This window comes from Mesorhizobium sp. LSJC269B00 (assembly GCF_000502815.1).
In the GTDB taxonomy this organism is placed as follows: domain Bacteria; phylum Pseudomonadota; class Alphaproteobacteria; order Rhizobiales; family Rhizobiaceae; genus Mesorhizobium.
Window position 1 is genome coordinate 48,046 of sequence record NZ_AYVN01000018.1, and the last position, 13,441, is coordinate 61,486.

At 63.6% G+C, this 13,441-nt stretch carries 11 protein-coding genes and 1 tRNA gene; 7 read left to right on the forward strand and 5 right to left on the reverse strand.

What is annotated here, in order from left to right:
* Window positions 1-270 precede the first annotated feature (270 nt).
* Together X771_RS137655 and mgtE are read right to left on the reverse strand one after the other, a co-directional pair.
* Window positions 271-657 (reverse strand): MerR family DNA-binding transcriptional regulator, encoded by a 387-nt coding sequence (locus tag X771_RS137655; RefSeq protein ID WP_006203215.1) that lies wholly within the window; start codon window positions 655-657, stop codon window positions 271-273.
* 157 nt (window positions 658-814) lie between these two features.
* Window positions 815-2,233, reverse strand: a complete 1,419-nt coding sequence (gene mgtE, locus X771_RS137650) for a magnesium transporter (protein ID WP_023670790.1) — start codon at window positions 2,231-2,233, stop codon at window positions 815-817.
* A gap of 312 nt (window positions 2,234-2,545) precedes the next feature.
* Between mgtE and X771_RS137645 the strand changes: the two genes are divergently transcribed.
* The 5 genes from X771_RS137645 (at window position 2,546) to sucD (ending at window position 7,606) form a co-directional block, all read left to right on the forward strand.
* Complete coding sequence (locus X771_RS137645) at window positions 2,546-3,166, forward strand: response regulator transcription factor (RefSeq protein WP_031203282.1); 621 nt, start codon at window positions 2,546-2,548, stop codon at window positions 3,164-3,166.
* Window positions 3,167-3,311: 145 nt separating this feature from the next.
* Window positions 3,312-4,502 (forward strand): aminotransferase class V-fold PLP-dependent enzyme, encoded by a 1,191-nt coding sequence (locus X771_RS137640; RefSeq protein WP_023690293.1) that lies wholly within the window; start codon window positions 3,312-3,314, stop codon window positions 4,500-4,502.
* Window positions 4,503-4,514: 12 nt separating this feature from the next.
* Window positions 4,515-5,489 (forward strand): CoA ester lyase, encoded by a 975-nt coding sequence (locus tag X771_RS137635; protein WP_023690294.1) that lies wholly within the window; start codon window positions 4,515-4,517, stop codon window positions 5,487-5,489.
* Window positions 5,490-5,507: 18 nt separating this feature from the next.
* The gene (locus X771_RS137630; protein WP_023690295.1) at window positions 5,508-6,692 is read left to right on the forward strand and encodes a malate--CoA ligase subunit beta; all 1,185 of its coding nucleotides are present in this window, start codon (window positions 5,508-5,510) and stop codon (window positions 6,690-6,692) included.
* A 14-nt stretch (window positions 6,693-6,706) separates the two neighbouring features.
* The gene (sucD, locus tag X771_RS137625) at window positions 6,707-7,606 is read left to right on the forward strand and encodes a succinate--CoA ligase subunit alpha (RefSeq protein WP_023690296.1); all 900 of its coding nucleotides are present in this window, start codon (window positions 6,707-6,709) and stop codon (window positions 7,604-7,606) included.
* 27 nt (window positions 7,607-7,633) lie between these two features.
* Here sucD and X771_RS137620 read toward each other — a convergent pair whose 3' ends face one another.
* Window positions 7,634-8,566, reverse strand: coding sequence for a TauD/TfdA family dioxygenase (locus X771_RS137620; protein WP_023685215.1), 933 nt, complete (start codon window positions 8,564-8,566; stop codon window positions 7,634-7,636).
* A 399-nt stretch (window positions 8,567-8,965) separates the two neighbouring features.
* On the opposite strand from X771_RS137620, the gene X771_RS137615 reads away from it, so the two are divergent.
* On the forward strand, window positions 8,966-10,045 hold the full coding sequence (locus X771_RS137615; protein ID WP_023685214.1) for a histidine kinase dimerization/phosphoacceptor domain -containing protein: 1,080 nt from the start codon (window positions 8,966-8,968) through the stop codon (window positions 10,043-10,045).
* Between the two features lie 669 nt (window positions 10,046-10,714).
* Here the strand turns inward: X771_RS137615 and X771_RS137610 are convergent.
* Window positions 10,715-10,799 (reverse strand) — tRNA-Leu (locus tag X771_RS137610).
* Between the two features lie 338 nt (window positions 10,800-11,137).
* Here X771_RS137610 and lipB point away from each other — a divergent pair.
* The gene (gene lipB, locus X771_RS137605; protein WP_023690297.1) at window positions 11,138-11,881 is read left to right on the forward strand and encodes a lipoyl(octanoyl) transferase LipB; all 744 of its coding nucleotides are present in this window, start codon (window positions 11,138-11,140) and stop codon (window positions 11,879-11,881) included.
* Window positions 11,882-11,900: 19 nt separating this feature from the next.
* On the opposite strand, the gene X771_RS137600 is transcribed toward lipB, so the two are convergent.
* The gene (locus X771_RS137600) at window positions 11,901-13,151 is read right to left on the reverse strand and encodes a peptidase M50 (protein ID WP_023690298.1); all 1,251 of its coding nucleotides are present in this window, start codon (window positions 13,149-13,151) and stop codon (window positions 11,901-11,903) included.
* Window positions 13,152-13,441 lie beyond the last annotated feature (290 nt).

Sequence of the window (13,441 nt, forward strand, 5' to 3'; positions counted from 1 at the left end):
GACTAGCCGAACGCCCATCTCTTCGTCATCCACGGGCGGAGCAAGGAGCGTAGCGACGCAGCACAGACCCGAGGATCCATGCCGCGACTCCAGAGCGTTGCTATGGTCCAGAATTCGCTACCGCTGCACTCCACGACCGATGTCACGGAATGGATTCTAGGGTCTCCGCGACGGAGCTTCGCTCCTGCTTCGCCCTAGAATGACGAAGTGTGGAAGGCCTCCGCTAATCGCGAACGTTTGCGACGGGCGCGCAAACGCTCGACGGTCCGCTCAGGTATTAACCCCCAGCTCCACCAGCCGCTCGACGCAAGACTCCTCAGCCTGGTCGAGCTCCGCCAGCGTCTCCTCGAGATCGCGGCGCTTCTGCCTGAGATCCTCGCGCTTTTCCTCGATGCGCTTGATCATCAGCTTGAGTTGACCGACCTCGCCGGGCGGTTCCTTATACATCTGGATGATTTCGCGGATCTCGTTGATCGAGAAGCCGAGCCGTTTCCCGCGCATGATCTGACGGATCAGATGCCGGTCCGACGGACGAAACAGCCTTGTGCGGCCACGCCGCACCGGTTGCACCAGCCCCTCATCCTCGTAGAAGCGCAGCGTCCGCGTCGACACGTCGAATTCGCGGGTCAGTTCGGTGATCGAATAATATTCCCGCATCTTTGCTCCAAATGTCGGAACATCGGAAAAGGCCGGTCGCCCGGGATTTCCAACGCATTCCGATCAACCCCGTTCCAAGCCGGACTCGGCATGGAACCCCGCGCAAGCCTCGCACCACATTTACGTAAAAGTCAATTGAACCCGCAACGCCTCTTTCTCAAGGGATAGCGAACCACCAGGTGGCCAGCCCGAGGAAGGCAAAGAAGCCAACGACGTCGGTGACGGTGGTGACGAAAACCGCCGACGCCACCGCCGGGTCGATCTTGAACCGGTCGAGCAATAGCGGGATCAGGATACCGGCAAGGGCTGCCACGAACATATTGATGATCATCGCCGCCGCTATGATGCCGCCCAGATTGGCATCGCGGAACCAGACGGCCGCGACGATGCCGATCAGCACGGCGAAGATGATGCCGTTGATGGAACCCACGCCCATTTCGCGGCGGATGATGCGGCCGGCATTGTAGATGTCGAGATCCCTGGTCGCCAGCGCGCGCACCGTGACGGTCATGGTCTGCGAGCCGGCATTGCCGCCCATGCCGGCCACGATCGGCATCAGCACGGCCAGTGCCACAATATGCTCGATGGTGCGGTCGAACAGGCCGATCACCGATGCCGCCAGGAAGGCCGTCAACAGGTTGACCAGCAGCCAGGGAACGCGCGAGCGCGAGGTCGAAAGAATGCTGTCGGACAGCTCTTCGTCGCCGACGCCGCCCATGCGCAGCAGATCTTCCTCGGCCTCCTGCTGGATGACGTCGACGACGTCGTCGATGGTCAGCACGCCGACCAGCCGCTCGTTCTCGTCGACGACGGCGGCGGACAGAAGATCGTATTGCTCGAAGTCCCGCGCCGCCTCTTCCTGGTCCATGGTTGCCGGAATGGCGTGCCTCGTCTCGTGCATCACGTCTCCGACCTTGGTCGTGCGCTTGGTGCGCAGGATCTGGTCGAGGTCGATGGCGCCGAGCAACTTGAAGCTTGGATCGATGACGAAGATCTGGCTGAAGCGCTCGGGCAGGTTCTTGTCTTCGCGCATGTAGTCGATGGTCTGGCCTATGGTCCAGAACGGCGGCACGGCGACAAATTCGGTCTGCATGCGGCGACCGGCGGTCTCTTCCGGGTAGTCGAGCGAGCGGCGCAGCCTGATCCGCTCGGTGAACGGCAGCTGCGACAGGATCTCGTCCTGGTCTTCCTTTTCAAGGTCTTCGAGAATGTAGACCGCGTCGTCGGAATCGAGGTCCTGCATGCCCTGGGCAATTTGCTCATTGGGCATATTGTCGACGATATCGCGGCGGATCGCCTCGTCGACCTCGGTCAGCGACGAGAAGTCGAAGTCGGCGCCGAGCAGTTCGACAAGGGCGCGACGCTGTTCGGGGTGCAGGGCCTCGAGCAGATCGCCAAGTTCCGACTGGTGCAGGTCGTCGACTTCGCGCTTCAGCGTCAGCGTATCGCGATCGGCGATCGCCGCCCCGATCTGGGCGAGGAATGATGACAGAACGGCGCCGTCCTCGCCATAGATGTCGGCGTGGGCATCGTCAGCGGCTTTGGCGCCGGTCGTGTGGTCGTCCTGGCGTTCCACCAGCGGCTCCCGCCATGGGAATTTCGGAAAAGGTGCCTGTCAGGTCTAGCGCGCAACGCACGGTAATATCAAACGAAATGCGCCCCGCCCTGCATATGGGCGAGAGCGATTTCATCAGGATATGACGCCGCCCAGGATTCAGGCGGCGCGACAGCGCATGTCGCTGGGGAAAGAGCACCCGAGCACGGTTAGGGCAGAATTGTCATGATGCAGGTCCTGCCATCTGCCGGACCCGCCCAGGCCAGGAACCAGAACAGCCGGAGGCCCTTGAAGATCAGGTCACAGACGCAGAAGGCAATCGAGGAACGGCGCGTGCGCGTGGTCGTCGCCGAACGCAATCCGCTCGTCATATCGGCGCTGCGCGACATGCTGGACTGCGACGGGCGCTTCGATCTCAGGGCCTGCGTGCAAAGCGGCAGGCATTTTCTGGAATTGGCAGCCGAAGCGGAATTCGACGTCGCCGTTATCGGCTGGAAGCTCTCCGACATGGACGGCGCCGATGTGCTGGCCGAGGTTCACAGCCGCAAGCTGGGCGTGCGCATCGCGGTGTTTTCCAACGACCACGACATCGGCATCCTGAAGCAGTGCGTGCGGCTCGGCGCCCAGGGCTACTGCTTCCAGTTCGACGATCCGGCGATCATCTTCGAGACTATCCTGGCCGTCGCGCATGGCCGCATCTGCATCCCCTACATCGACATCAACAAGGTCAACGACACACCCTTGTCGCTGCTCACCGTGCGCGAGCGCGAGCTGCTGGCGGTGCTGTCCGACGGCTGGACCAATCTGCAGATCGCGACGCGCACCGGGATTTCGGAGAACACGGTGAAATACCACCTCAAGAATCTCTACGACAAGCTCGACGTCCGCAACCGGGCGATGGCAGTCGCGCTCTACGCGCGGGAGAGGCGTACCCAGAAGCAGCCGTTGGGGTAGGCGAGCGACTGGCCGCGGGTAGGTCACCCGGGTAGGCAACCCCCACCCGCGCGCGGCAAGATGTTACCCCTTGAGGTGTTGTTGCCATTAGCCGTCGAGACGAAACTCCCCTCACCGCTTTGCTGGATCAGGAGGAGTTCGCGACATGGCCGGTTTCACCCATCTTTTCATTCCCGGACCGACCAACATCCCCGAACAGGTCCGGCAGGCGATGAACCTGCCGATGGAAGACATGCGTGCAGCATCCTTCCCCGATCTCACGCTACCGCTGTTCGAAGACATCAAGACGGTGTTCAAGAACGAGACCGGCCGCGTCTTCATCTATCCCTCCTCCGGCACCGGCGCCTGGGAAGCGGCGATGACCAATGTGCTCAGCCCCGGTGACCGCGTGCTGATGTCGCGCTTCGGACAGTTCTCGCATCTGTGGGTCGACATGGCCGAGCGCCTCGGCTTCGAGGTCGATGTCATCGATTGCGACTGGGGGACCGGCGTGCCGCTCGAGCTCTATGCCGAGCGGCTCAGCGACGACAAGGCGCATCGCATCAAGGCAATCTTCTGCACGCAGAACGAGACGGCGACCGGCGTGACCAGCGACGTCGCCGGCTGCCGCGCCGCGCTCGACGACGCCAACCACCCTGCTTTGCTCTTCGTCGACGGCGTCTCGTCGATCGGCTCGATCGACTTCCGCCAGGAGGAATGGGGCGTCGATTGCGCCGTCAGCGGCTCGCAGAAGGGTTTCATGCTGCCCGCCGGCCTCGGTTTCCTCTCCGTCAGCAAGAAGGCGCTGGTGGCCTCGCGGAGCGCCACGCACCGCCGCTGCTTCTTCTCCTTCGAGGACATGATCCGCGCCAACGATGCCGGCTACTTCCCTTATACGCCGGCTACACAGCTGCTGCGCGGTCTGCGCGCCTCGCTCGACCTGATCGCCGAGGAAGGGCTGGAAAACATCTTCGCCCGCCACCATCGTCTCGCCGAAGGCGTGCGCAAGGCGGTCGACGCCTGGGGCCTGAAGCTCTGCGCCAAGGCGCCGAAATGGCACTCCGATACGGTCAGCGCCATCCTGGTGCCGGACGGCGTCGACAGCGGCGATGTGGTCAAGCGCGCCTACCAGAAATACCAGACCGCGCTCGGCGGCGGCCTCAGCAAGGTGATCGGCAAGGTCTTCCGCATCGGCCATCTCGGCTGGCTGAACGAGGTGATGGTGCTGGCCTCGCTCTCGGCCGCCGAAATGGCGCTGCTCGACTGCGGCGTACGGCTGGCGCCCGGCTCCGGCGTCGGCGCCGCCATCCAGCACTTCCGCGCCTCGGCCGCCGTGCCGGTCGCCGAAGCCGCTTGAGGGGAGCCGACGATGAGCCACACCATCAACCATCTGAAAAAACTGCGGCTGCAGCGCAGCGAGCTGGCCGTTCCGGGCTCCAGCCCGGAGATGATCGACAAGGCCGCCAACAGCGCCGCCGACTTCATCTTCCTCGACATCGAGGATGCGGTCGCCCCACCCGACAAGGAACGCGCCCGCAGGAACATCATCCAGGCGCTGAACGACATCGACTGGCGCGCCAAGGGCAAGACCGTCTCGGTGCGCATCAACGGCCTCGACACCCATTACATGTACCGCGACGTGGTCGACGTCATGGAACAGGCAGGCGACAGGCTGGACACGATCCTGGTGCCGAAAGTCGGCGTGCCGGCCGACCTCTACATGGTCGAGGCCATGGTCAACCAGATCGAAATGGCCAAAGGTTTCAAGACCCGCGTCGGCCTCGAAGCGCTGATCGAGACCGCGCTCGGCATGGCCAATGTCGAGGCGATTGCCGCGACACCCGGCCGGCTGGAAGCCATGCATTTCGGCGTCGCCGACTATGCGGCAAGCTGCAAGGCGCGCACGGTCAACATTGGCGGCCTCAACCCCGACTATCCCGGCGATCAGTGGCATTTCGCTCTGTCGCGCATGACCGTCGCCTGCCGCGCCTATGGCTTGCGCGCCATTGACGGGCCGTTCGGCGACTTCTCCGATCCGGAGGGCTACATCGCTGGCGCCAGGCGCGCGGCGGCGCTGGGCATCGAAGGCAAGTGGGCGATCCACCCCTCGCAGATCGCGCTTGCCAACGACGTCTTCTCTCCACCGGAAAAAGAGGTCACCCGCGCCCGGCGCATCCTCGAAGTGCTGAAGGAGGCGGAGGCGCAGGGCAAGGGAGCGGCCGCACTCGACGGCAAGATGATCGACGCAGCGTCGGAACGCATGGCGCGCAATGTTCTGGTGGTCAACGAGGCAATCGAACGGGCCAGCCAATTCTCTAGCGAGCCGCGCGTCGCCACGCATTGACTGTTCAGGGAGGACAAAATGGACATCCACGAATATCAGGCCAAGGAACTGCTGGCACGCCACGGCGTGCATGTGCCGCGCGGCGGGCTGGCCTACAGCCCCGAGCAGGCGACCTACAGGGCCCGCGAGATCGGCGGCGCCAAATGGGTGCTGAAGGCGCAGGTGCATTCCGGCGCCCGCGGCAAGGCCGGCGGCATCAAACTGTGCGCCAATGACGAGGAGATTTCCAGCGCGGCCGAGGGCATGCTCGGCCGCAAGCTGGTGACACAGCAGACCGACCCGCGCGGCAAGCTGATTTCGCGCCTGTATCTCGAGGAAGCCGTCGATATCGCGCAGGAGCTCTATGTCGGCTTCGTGCTCGACCGCAAGGAAGAGCGCGTCATGATCGTGGCGTCCGCTGCCGGCGGCATGGAGATCGAGGACATCGTCGAGAAGGCACCGAACTCCATCCTGCGCACATCGGTCGATCCCGGCGTCGGCATGCAGCGTTTCCAGGCGCGCGAGATCGCCTTCGGGCTCGGCCTCGACCACAATCTGATCGGCAAGGCGACCGAAACCATCTTCGCCTGCTATCAGGTGTTCCGCGACTACGACGCCTCGATGCTGGAGATCAATCCGCTGGTGGTGACCCGCGACGGCAATCTGATCGCGCTCGACGCCAAAATGTCGTTCGACGAGAACGCGTTGTTCCGCCGGCCGGAAATCTCCGAGCTGCGCGACAAAAGCCAGGAAGATCCGCGCGAAACTTTTGCCAGCGACCGTGGCCTCTCCTATGTCGGCCTCGACGGCAACATCGGCTGCATCATCAATGGCGCAGGGCTCGCCATGGCGACCATGGACATGATCAAGATCGCCGGCGGCGAACCGGCCAACTTCCTCGACATCGGTGGCGGCGCCTCGCCGGAGCGGGTGGCGAAATCCTTCCGCGCCGTGCTCGGCGACAAGAATGTCGAGACCATCCTGGTCAACATCTTCGCCGGCATCAACCGCTGCGACTGGGTCGCCGAAGGCGTCATCAAGGCGATCCGCGAGGTCGGCGTCAACGTGCCGCTGGTGGTCCGTCTCTCCGGCACCAGGGCCGAGGAAGGCCGCCGCATCCTGGCTGATTCCGGCGAGGCGGTGATCGTTGCCGGCACGCTTGCAGAAGCCGCCGAAAAAGCCGTCGCCGCATGGCGCGCGGCCACCAAGAAAAAAGCAGCCTGAGGGAGGTCGAGAAAATGGCAATCCTGCTCAACCGCAGCACCCGCGTCATCGTCCAGGGGTTCACCGGCAAGATCGGCAGCTTCCATGCCGACGACATGAAACGCTATGGCACCAAGCTGGTCGGCGGCGTCACCCCCGGCAAAGGCGGCCAGAAGCATCTCGGCCTGCCTGTCTTCAACACGGTCAAGGGCGCGGTGCGCGAGACCCGCGCCGAGGCCAGCATCGTCTTCGTGCCGCCGCCCTTTGCCGCCGATTCCATCATGGAAGCGGCCGACGCCGGCATAAAACTCTGCGTCTGCATCACCGACGGCATCCCGTCGCAGGACATGATGCAGGTCAAGCGCTACATGCTGCGCTACCGCTACGAGGACCGCATGCGGCTGATCGGCCCGAACTGCGCCGGCGTCATCACGCCCGGACAGGCGCTGATGGGCATCATGCGCGGCAGCATCTATCTGCCTGGCCGCGTCGGCATTGTCGGCCGCTCCGGAACCCTGGGCTACGAGGCGGCGTCGCAGATGAAGTCGCTCGGCATCGGCGTCTCGACCAGCGTCGGCATTGGCGGCGACCCGATCAACGGCTCGTCCTTCAAGGACATGCTGAAACTGTTCGAACAGGATGACGACACCGACGCGGTGGTGATGATCGGCGAGATCGGCGGACCGCAGGAAGCCGAAGCCGCGATCTGGGCGCGCGATAATATGCGCAAGCCCCTGATCGCCTACATCGCCGGCCTCTCCGCCCCCAAAGGCCGCCGCATGGGCCACGCCGGCGCCATCATCTCGGCCTTCGGCGAGTCGGCGCAGGAAAAGGTGGAGATCCTCAAGGACGCCGGGGTGATCATCGTGCCGACGCCGTCGTCGTTTGGTGAGGTGGTTGCAGAGACGCTGGCGGGGATGAAGAAGGCCGCCTGAACAGCGGCCTTCGCGTTCGACCGCGCCTCATGCCGCCTTGTCGGCTGCCGGCTTCGCGACCTTGGTGCGGGTGGCGCTGCGGCGGCCGTCGACGCTGACCGGAATGTCGCCGTCGACCGTGGCGCGACGCACCACCCGGTGCTGGTCGCCGTAATCGTTGACGGCGTAGTGCTGCGTCGCGCGGTTATCCCAGATCGCCACATCGCCGGCCTTCCAGCGCCAGCGCACGGTGTTCTCCGGCGCCGTGACATAGGACTGGAACACCTCGTAGAGCTTCGCCGAATCGCTTTTGGAAAGACCGATCAGCCGTTGCACGAAATTGCCGAGCAGCAGCGAGCGCTCGCCTGTTTCGGGATGGACGCGGACAACGGGATGCTCGGTCTCGTAGATCGTCGAGGTGAAGATTTCCTCGAAGTGCTTCTTTTCCGCGGCGCTCGCACGCGGCCGCACCGCGGCGTAATCATAGGCGTTGCTGTGCACCGCCCAGAGATTGTCGGCCAGCAGCTTCAACGGCTCGGGCAGGTCCTGATAGGCGGCCGCGGTGTTCGACCAGATGGTGTCGCCGCCGGCCGGCGGTATGACGACGCCGCGAAGAACGGAGAATTTCGGATAGGCGTCGACGAAGGTGACATCGGTATGCCATTGGTCGGCGCGACCGCCGCCACGGCTGGAATCGAGTTCGAGAATGGACGCCGTTCCCTTGACGGGACCTTGGGTCGGATGCGGGACGAGGTCGCCGAGACGCTGGGCAAAGCGCTCCTGCTCGGCATCGTCGAGATGCGCCTGGTCGCGGAAGAACACCACCTTGTGCCGCAACAGGATCTGGTTGATCGCCGCGACCGTCTGCTGCGGCAGGTCGCCGGAGAGCCGAATGTTCCTGATCTCTGCGCCGACGCGTCCGGTAAGCGGGACAATATCGGCATCCGGGATGATCTGCTCTACGGGGGTAAGTCTGGTCATGGGAACCTCTTCCTCTAAAGCCGCGGGCTGGTGGCAATGCTCCGCCGTCTGCCGGCCGCATAGCGATCGGCGGAGCAACTCCCTCATCGGGAGCCGACTTGCTTGGCAACGAGAGCACTGATCTCAACTCAGGAGGCGAAGGCCGCCAAGGCTTGCGAGCAGTACCGAGATCCCATTCAAAGCGTAATTCTACAAATTCCATAGACATTTCTTTTCAAAGTTCGGCGGCCCTGAGAAAAATGCCTTCTGTCCAATTCGTTCGTGAGCGGCAGGCGGTGGAGCGCTGCGCGACGCGGCCCGCACCAGTAGTGACGCTGTCGTATCCCCTTCGATATTGGAGATGGCGGGTGAATTGCATGCCTGATATTGATGGCTTCCACGCATCACGCAGGCGCCGAGATGACAGACTCCGATAAGGCTGACGCTGTCGAGCAATTGCTCGATACGCCTGACCTCGCCACCGCGCTGGAAAGCGACCAGTTCAAGAAATTTCTCGACCAGATGCCGATCGCGATCGCCGTCTCGGAATTGATCGCGAAGGAACGTGTCGTCTACGCCAATCCCGAATTCGAGAAGCTCTCGGACCTCAAGGCGCCGAAGCTTGCGCGGGAAAACTGGGCGGCCCTTTCCGGCAGGGGGCTTCATCGGCAGAAGGACAGGCCGCTCGCCGAGGCTGTCGTTGAAGACACCGATTTCGTCGGCACGTTTCGCCTCGAGCGCGGCGAGGACAAGCCGGCAATCGTCGACGTTTATTCCAACGTTATCGAGGACGACAACGGCAAGCTCTGCTTCCGGCTGGTGGCGCTTGTCGACGTCACGGCACACGGTGAGACCGAGGACGCGCGACCCGCGGAGGAGCTCATCCGGGAGAAGGACACCCTGTTGCGCGAACTGCAGCATCGGGTGAAAAACAATCTGCAGATGATCACCGCTTTGATCCGGATGGAAACCCGCAACGCCACCGAACCGGACCAGAAGCGTTTCGAAAGGCTTGCCGGCCGGGTAGACGCATTGGCAATCCTCTACCAGACATTGTCGGCTGACCAGCAGAAGGATGAGGTGGATCTTGGCGTGTACCTTAGCCAGATCGCGTCCGCCGTCATGGCGTCGCACGCAGTCGAAGGTATCCGCCTCGACCTTAAGGTGGATACCTATCCGGTATCCATCAACGTTGCCATGCCGACAGGCCTGGTCGTCAATGAGTTGCTGACCAACGCTCTCAAACATGCATTCGTCGGGCGCGATGGCGGCACGATCACGCTGCACAGCGTCGTCAGCGGCGATGGTTGCCGGGTGACTGTCGCCGATGATGGGATCGGTCTGCCGACGGGTGAGACCTGGCCCAGGCCCGGCAAGCTCGGCTCCTTGATCGCGCGGTCGCTGACCGAAAATGCCAAGGCGCAATTCGACGTCAAGTCGAGTGCCGGCGAGGGAACCAGGGTCACCATCGTCTTCAAGCGATCGGCGGCGACGGACTGAGGCTATGCAACGGCGCGCCGGCAAATCCCGGCCGGACAGGTGCTTCGGGCGCTCGCGGGTGTGGCCTTAAGTCGCAAACGATTTGGCTGCAGAAGCGGGGCGCCGGGCTTCTTTGACGGTGCTATCAGCACCATATGTGGTCCACAGCCCTCCAAAACGAGAGAAGCTCGCTCCGACCGGTCGCATCGCGGCCGTCAGCCGGCAATGGCTATGAACCAGGAAACTGAAAACCATCATGCGTGAAAATATCAGACCAGCGTCGAGAGACGTCCCCCTCATTCAGCTAGGCCTGCACCAGTGCCGCTTCCCGGTGAGCGAAGACCGGTCGGTACCCGGTGGTTACCGGTTTTGTGCCGGGCCGACGTCGCCGGATCGCGTCTACTGCGATCACCACCACACCGTCGTGACGGCCGTTGACCCTCGTCGAGCCCGTCCGGGTCTCCATTTCCCGCAACGACGCGCCGCTTAGGTCAACCACATCCCCTGCCCCGCCACCGGCAAAGCCGGGGACTCAGGTGCAGGAGGCTGGCCGGTGCGAGCCAAGCGGCGTTCGCGTGCGGCTCTGCGACCTCTTGTTGCAACTCTGCTGCGGCCGGTTCAAGCGCCAAAGGCGATGATTTGGCGTCGACGGCCTGAGAAGCCGCAATGATTTCAATGGCCGAAAAATTATGGTGCGGTCGAGAAGACTCGAACTTCCACGGGTTGCCCCACAGCGACCTCAACGCTGCGCGTCTACCAATTCCGCCACGACCGCCCGTGGTAGGAGCCGGAACGAACCGGCTCGCGGCGTGTAGCAAATCGTTTCCTGCGAAACAAGGGCGCGGCGCGCAATAATCGCCGCGAATTGGCATATCGGCCTCTACAGCGCCGCGCGTCCTGTGGGACGCGCAAAGGACGCTGCAGCACTTTGATTTGGCGCATGATCCTTTCCGAAGATCGTTCCTATCTTCGGGGTCGTGCGCGAAGGCCGAAATGCGTGGCGAACTGGACGTTTCAGCCGGATACCGCCATATGAAGGGCAAATGCATTTGGCCCCAGAGCGCAAGGCGGTTTCGCCAAGCCGGCGTGCATCACGCGAAAAACGAAAAAGCCATGACCGAACGCAGCCAGATCGCCACGTCGTTCCTGCCCTTGCCGGGTTCGGCGCCGGTCGAATGGCGCATCGAGCCCGGCCTGACCGGCTACACCGATGCGCTGGCCCTGATGGAAGCGCGCGCCGAGGCGATCCGCGCGGGTGCAGCCGCCGAGATGGTCTGGCTGGTCGAGCATCCGCCGCTTTACACCGCCGGGACCAGCGCCCGCATCGAGGACCTGATCGACCCCGACCGTTTCCCGGTCTTTGCCGCGGGGCGCGGCGGCGAATACACCTATCACGGGCCGGGGCAGCGGGTTGCCTATGTCATGCTTGACCTGAAGCGCCGGCGCGAGGATGTGCGCGCCTTCGTCGCCGCGCTCGAGCAGTGGATCATCGGCACGCTTGCCGCCTTCAATGTGCGCGGCGAACGCCGCGAGGACCGCGTCGGAGTCTGGGTGGTGCGGCCCGAGCGCCCGTCCCTGCCCGACGGCTCGCCGGCTGAAGACAAGATCGCGGCCATCGGCATCCGGCTGCGGCGCTGGGTGAGCTTTCATGGCATTGCCGTCAATGTCGAGCCGGATCTCAGCCATTTCAGCGGCATCGTGCCATGCGGCGTGCCGGATCACGGCGTCACCAGCCTCGTCGACCTCGGCCTGCCCGTGACCATGGGCGATTTCGACCTGGCGCTGAAATCCGCCTTCGAGGATGTTTTCGGGGCAGCGAAGTCAACTTCTGCAGAACCGGCTCGCAAGGCCGGCTGAGTCTCGCCTCGACCAACGCTCAAAGCAACCGCGCCGAGGCCCACAACAGCCCGAAACCGTGAATGGCGAAGACGGCCAGCAGCGCGCCGGCCATGGCGAAACGATCGAAGATGCGGATCGGCTTCAATTCGTGGCGCGGTTTTACCCCGCTACCCACTGTCATCAGGCTGAGGATGGCAAAGACGGCGCCCGCCACCAGCAGAAAGCTTTGGGAAAAGCCGGCCAGCCAGCCAAGCCACAGCAAGGCCGAGAGCAGGGAAAACGAGGCGAGCGCCAGGGCGACCGGCCCCGGGCAGATCTGGCGCAGCACTTGGCCGCCGTCGAATTTCCACACCGGCACCAGATTGGCGATGTTGAACAGCGCGGCAAAGCCGGCAAGCGTCGCCAGAAGGGCCGCGGCGAGCCGATGTCCCTCGCCGGACGCGAGCCCGCTGGCGACGATCAGCAGCGGAACCAGGAACGCGGAAAAGCCGGCGCCCATCAGCGCCACGAAGGCGACCTCGAAGCGGCTGTCATAAGGCCGGCCACCAATGGCGATGCCGCCGAGCAGCGGGATAAAGATCATCCGCGCCTTGCGATGACCGGTCAGCCGGAAGGCCGCCATGTGGCCGAGCTCATGCAGGGCGACCACCGAGGTCAGGATCGCGGCCAGCGCCAGGCCGCCAAGATTGAGCCCGAAGAACGGCCAAAGGATGAAAGCCGACAGAACGGCGAAACCGACCTGGCTCAGCGGATGCTCGAACCAGCCGCCCTTGCGATACTGTCCGGTCCTCGCCCAGATCTCCAGCTTGCCGAGCTCGCGGCGCATGGCGAAGTAGCGGAACACCAGGAAGGCGACGCCGCGATAGCGATCGGTCTGGCTGAGCGTCACCCGCGTGCCGGCACCTTCCGAGGTGAGTTCGGTGGTCTCACAAAAATCCTTCCAGAACGACGCGTCGAGCGCGGTATCCTCGATGACCCGCATCGAAAAACGACTGCCTTCGACGACGTCCTCGAAGCGCGACCTGCGCTCGATCGGCTGGCCGTCGCGGCCTTCCCACGACAGCAGGATGCGGGCCGTGCCCCGCCCGTCCAGCGGCTGGGCCGAGAGTATCTCGCCGGACCAGCCGGCATCGCTGCCTAGCGGCCACAGCGCCTGCCAGAGGCGCTGCCGGTCCATCGTAATCACGCGGCTGAGCCTCACCGTGCGCAAACCGAGCGGCGCGGTCATCAGAAGGAAAATCAGTCCGAGATTACCGGCCACGAGAAGGGCCGTCACGATCGGCGACACCTGAGGTTTTTGCTCCCTGTCTTGGCGGGGCAGCCTAGCGTCATGGCGGCAAGAAAGGCTTAACGGCACAGCGCCTTCCTGCCCGCCTAAAACAGTGCGGCGAACCGCAGTTGCATCACATGGCGCCTATCCAGACAGCCATGGAAACCAGAAACGCACTCATGCACACCAACGAAACGACGTCCTGAACAAGATCGCTCATAACTCTCTCCTGTTGTTGCTATGTTCGTATTTTGTTCTAACTTTGTTCGAAAGTCAATGAGCGGAAAGCGGCATGCCGACGAATCCTG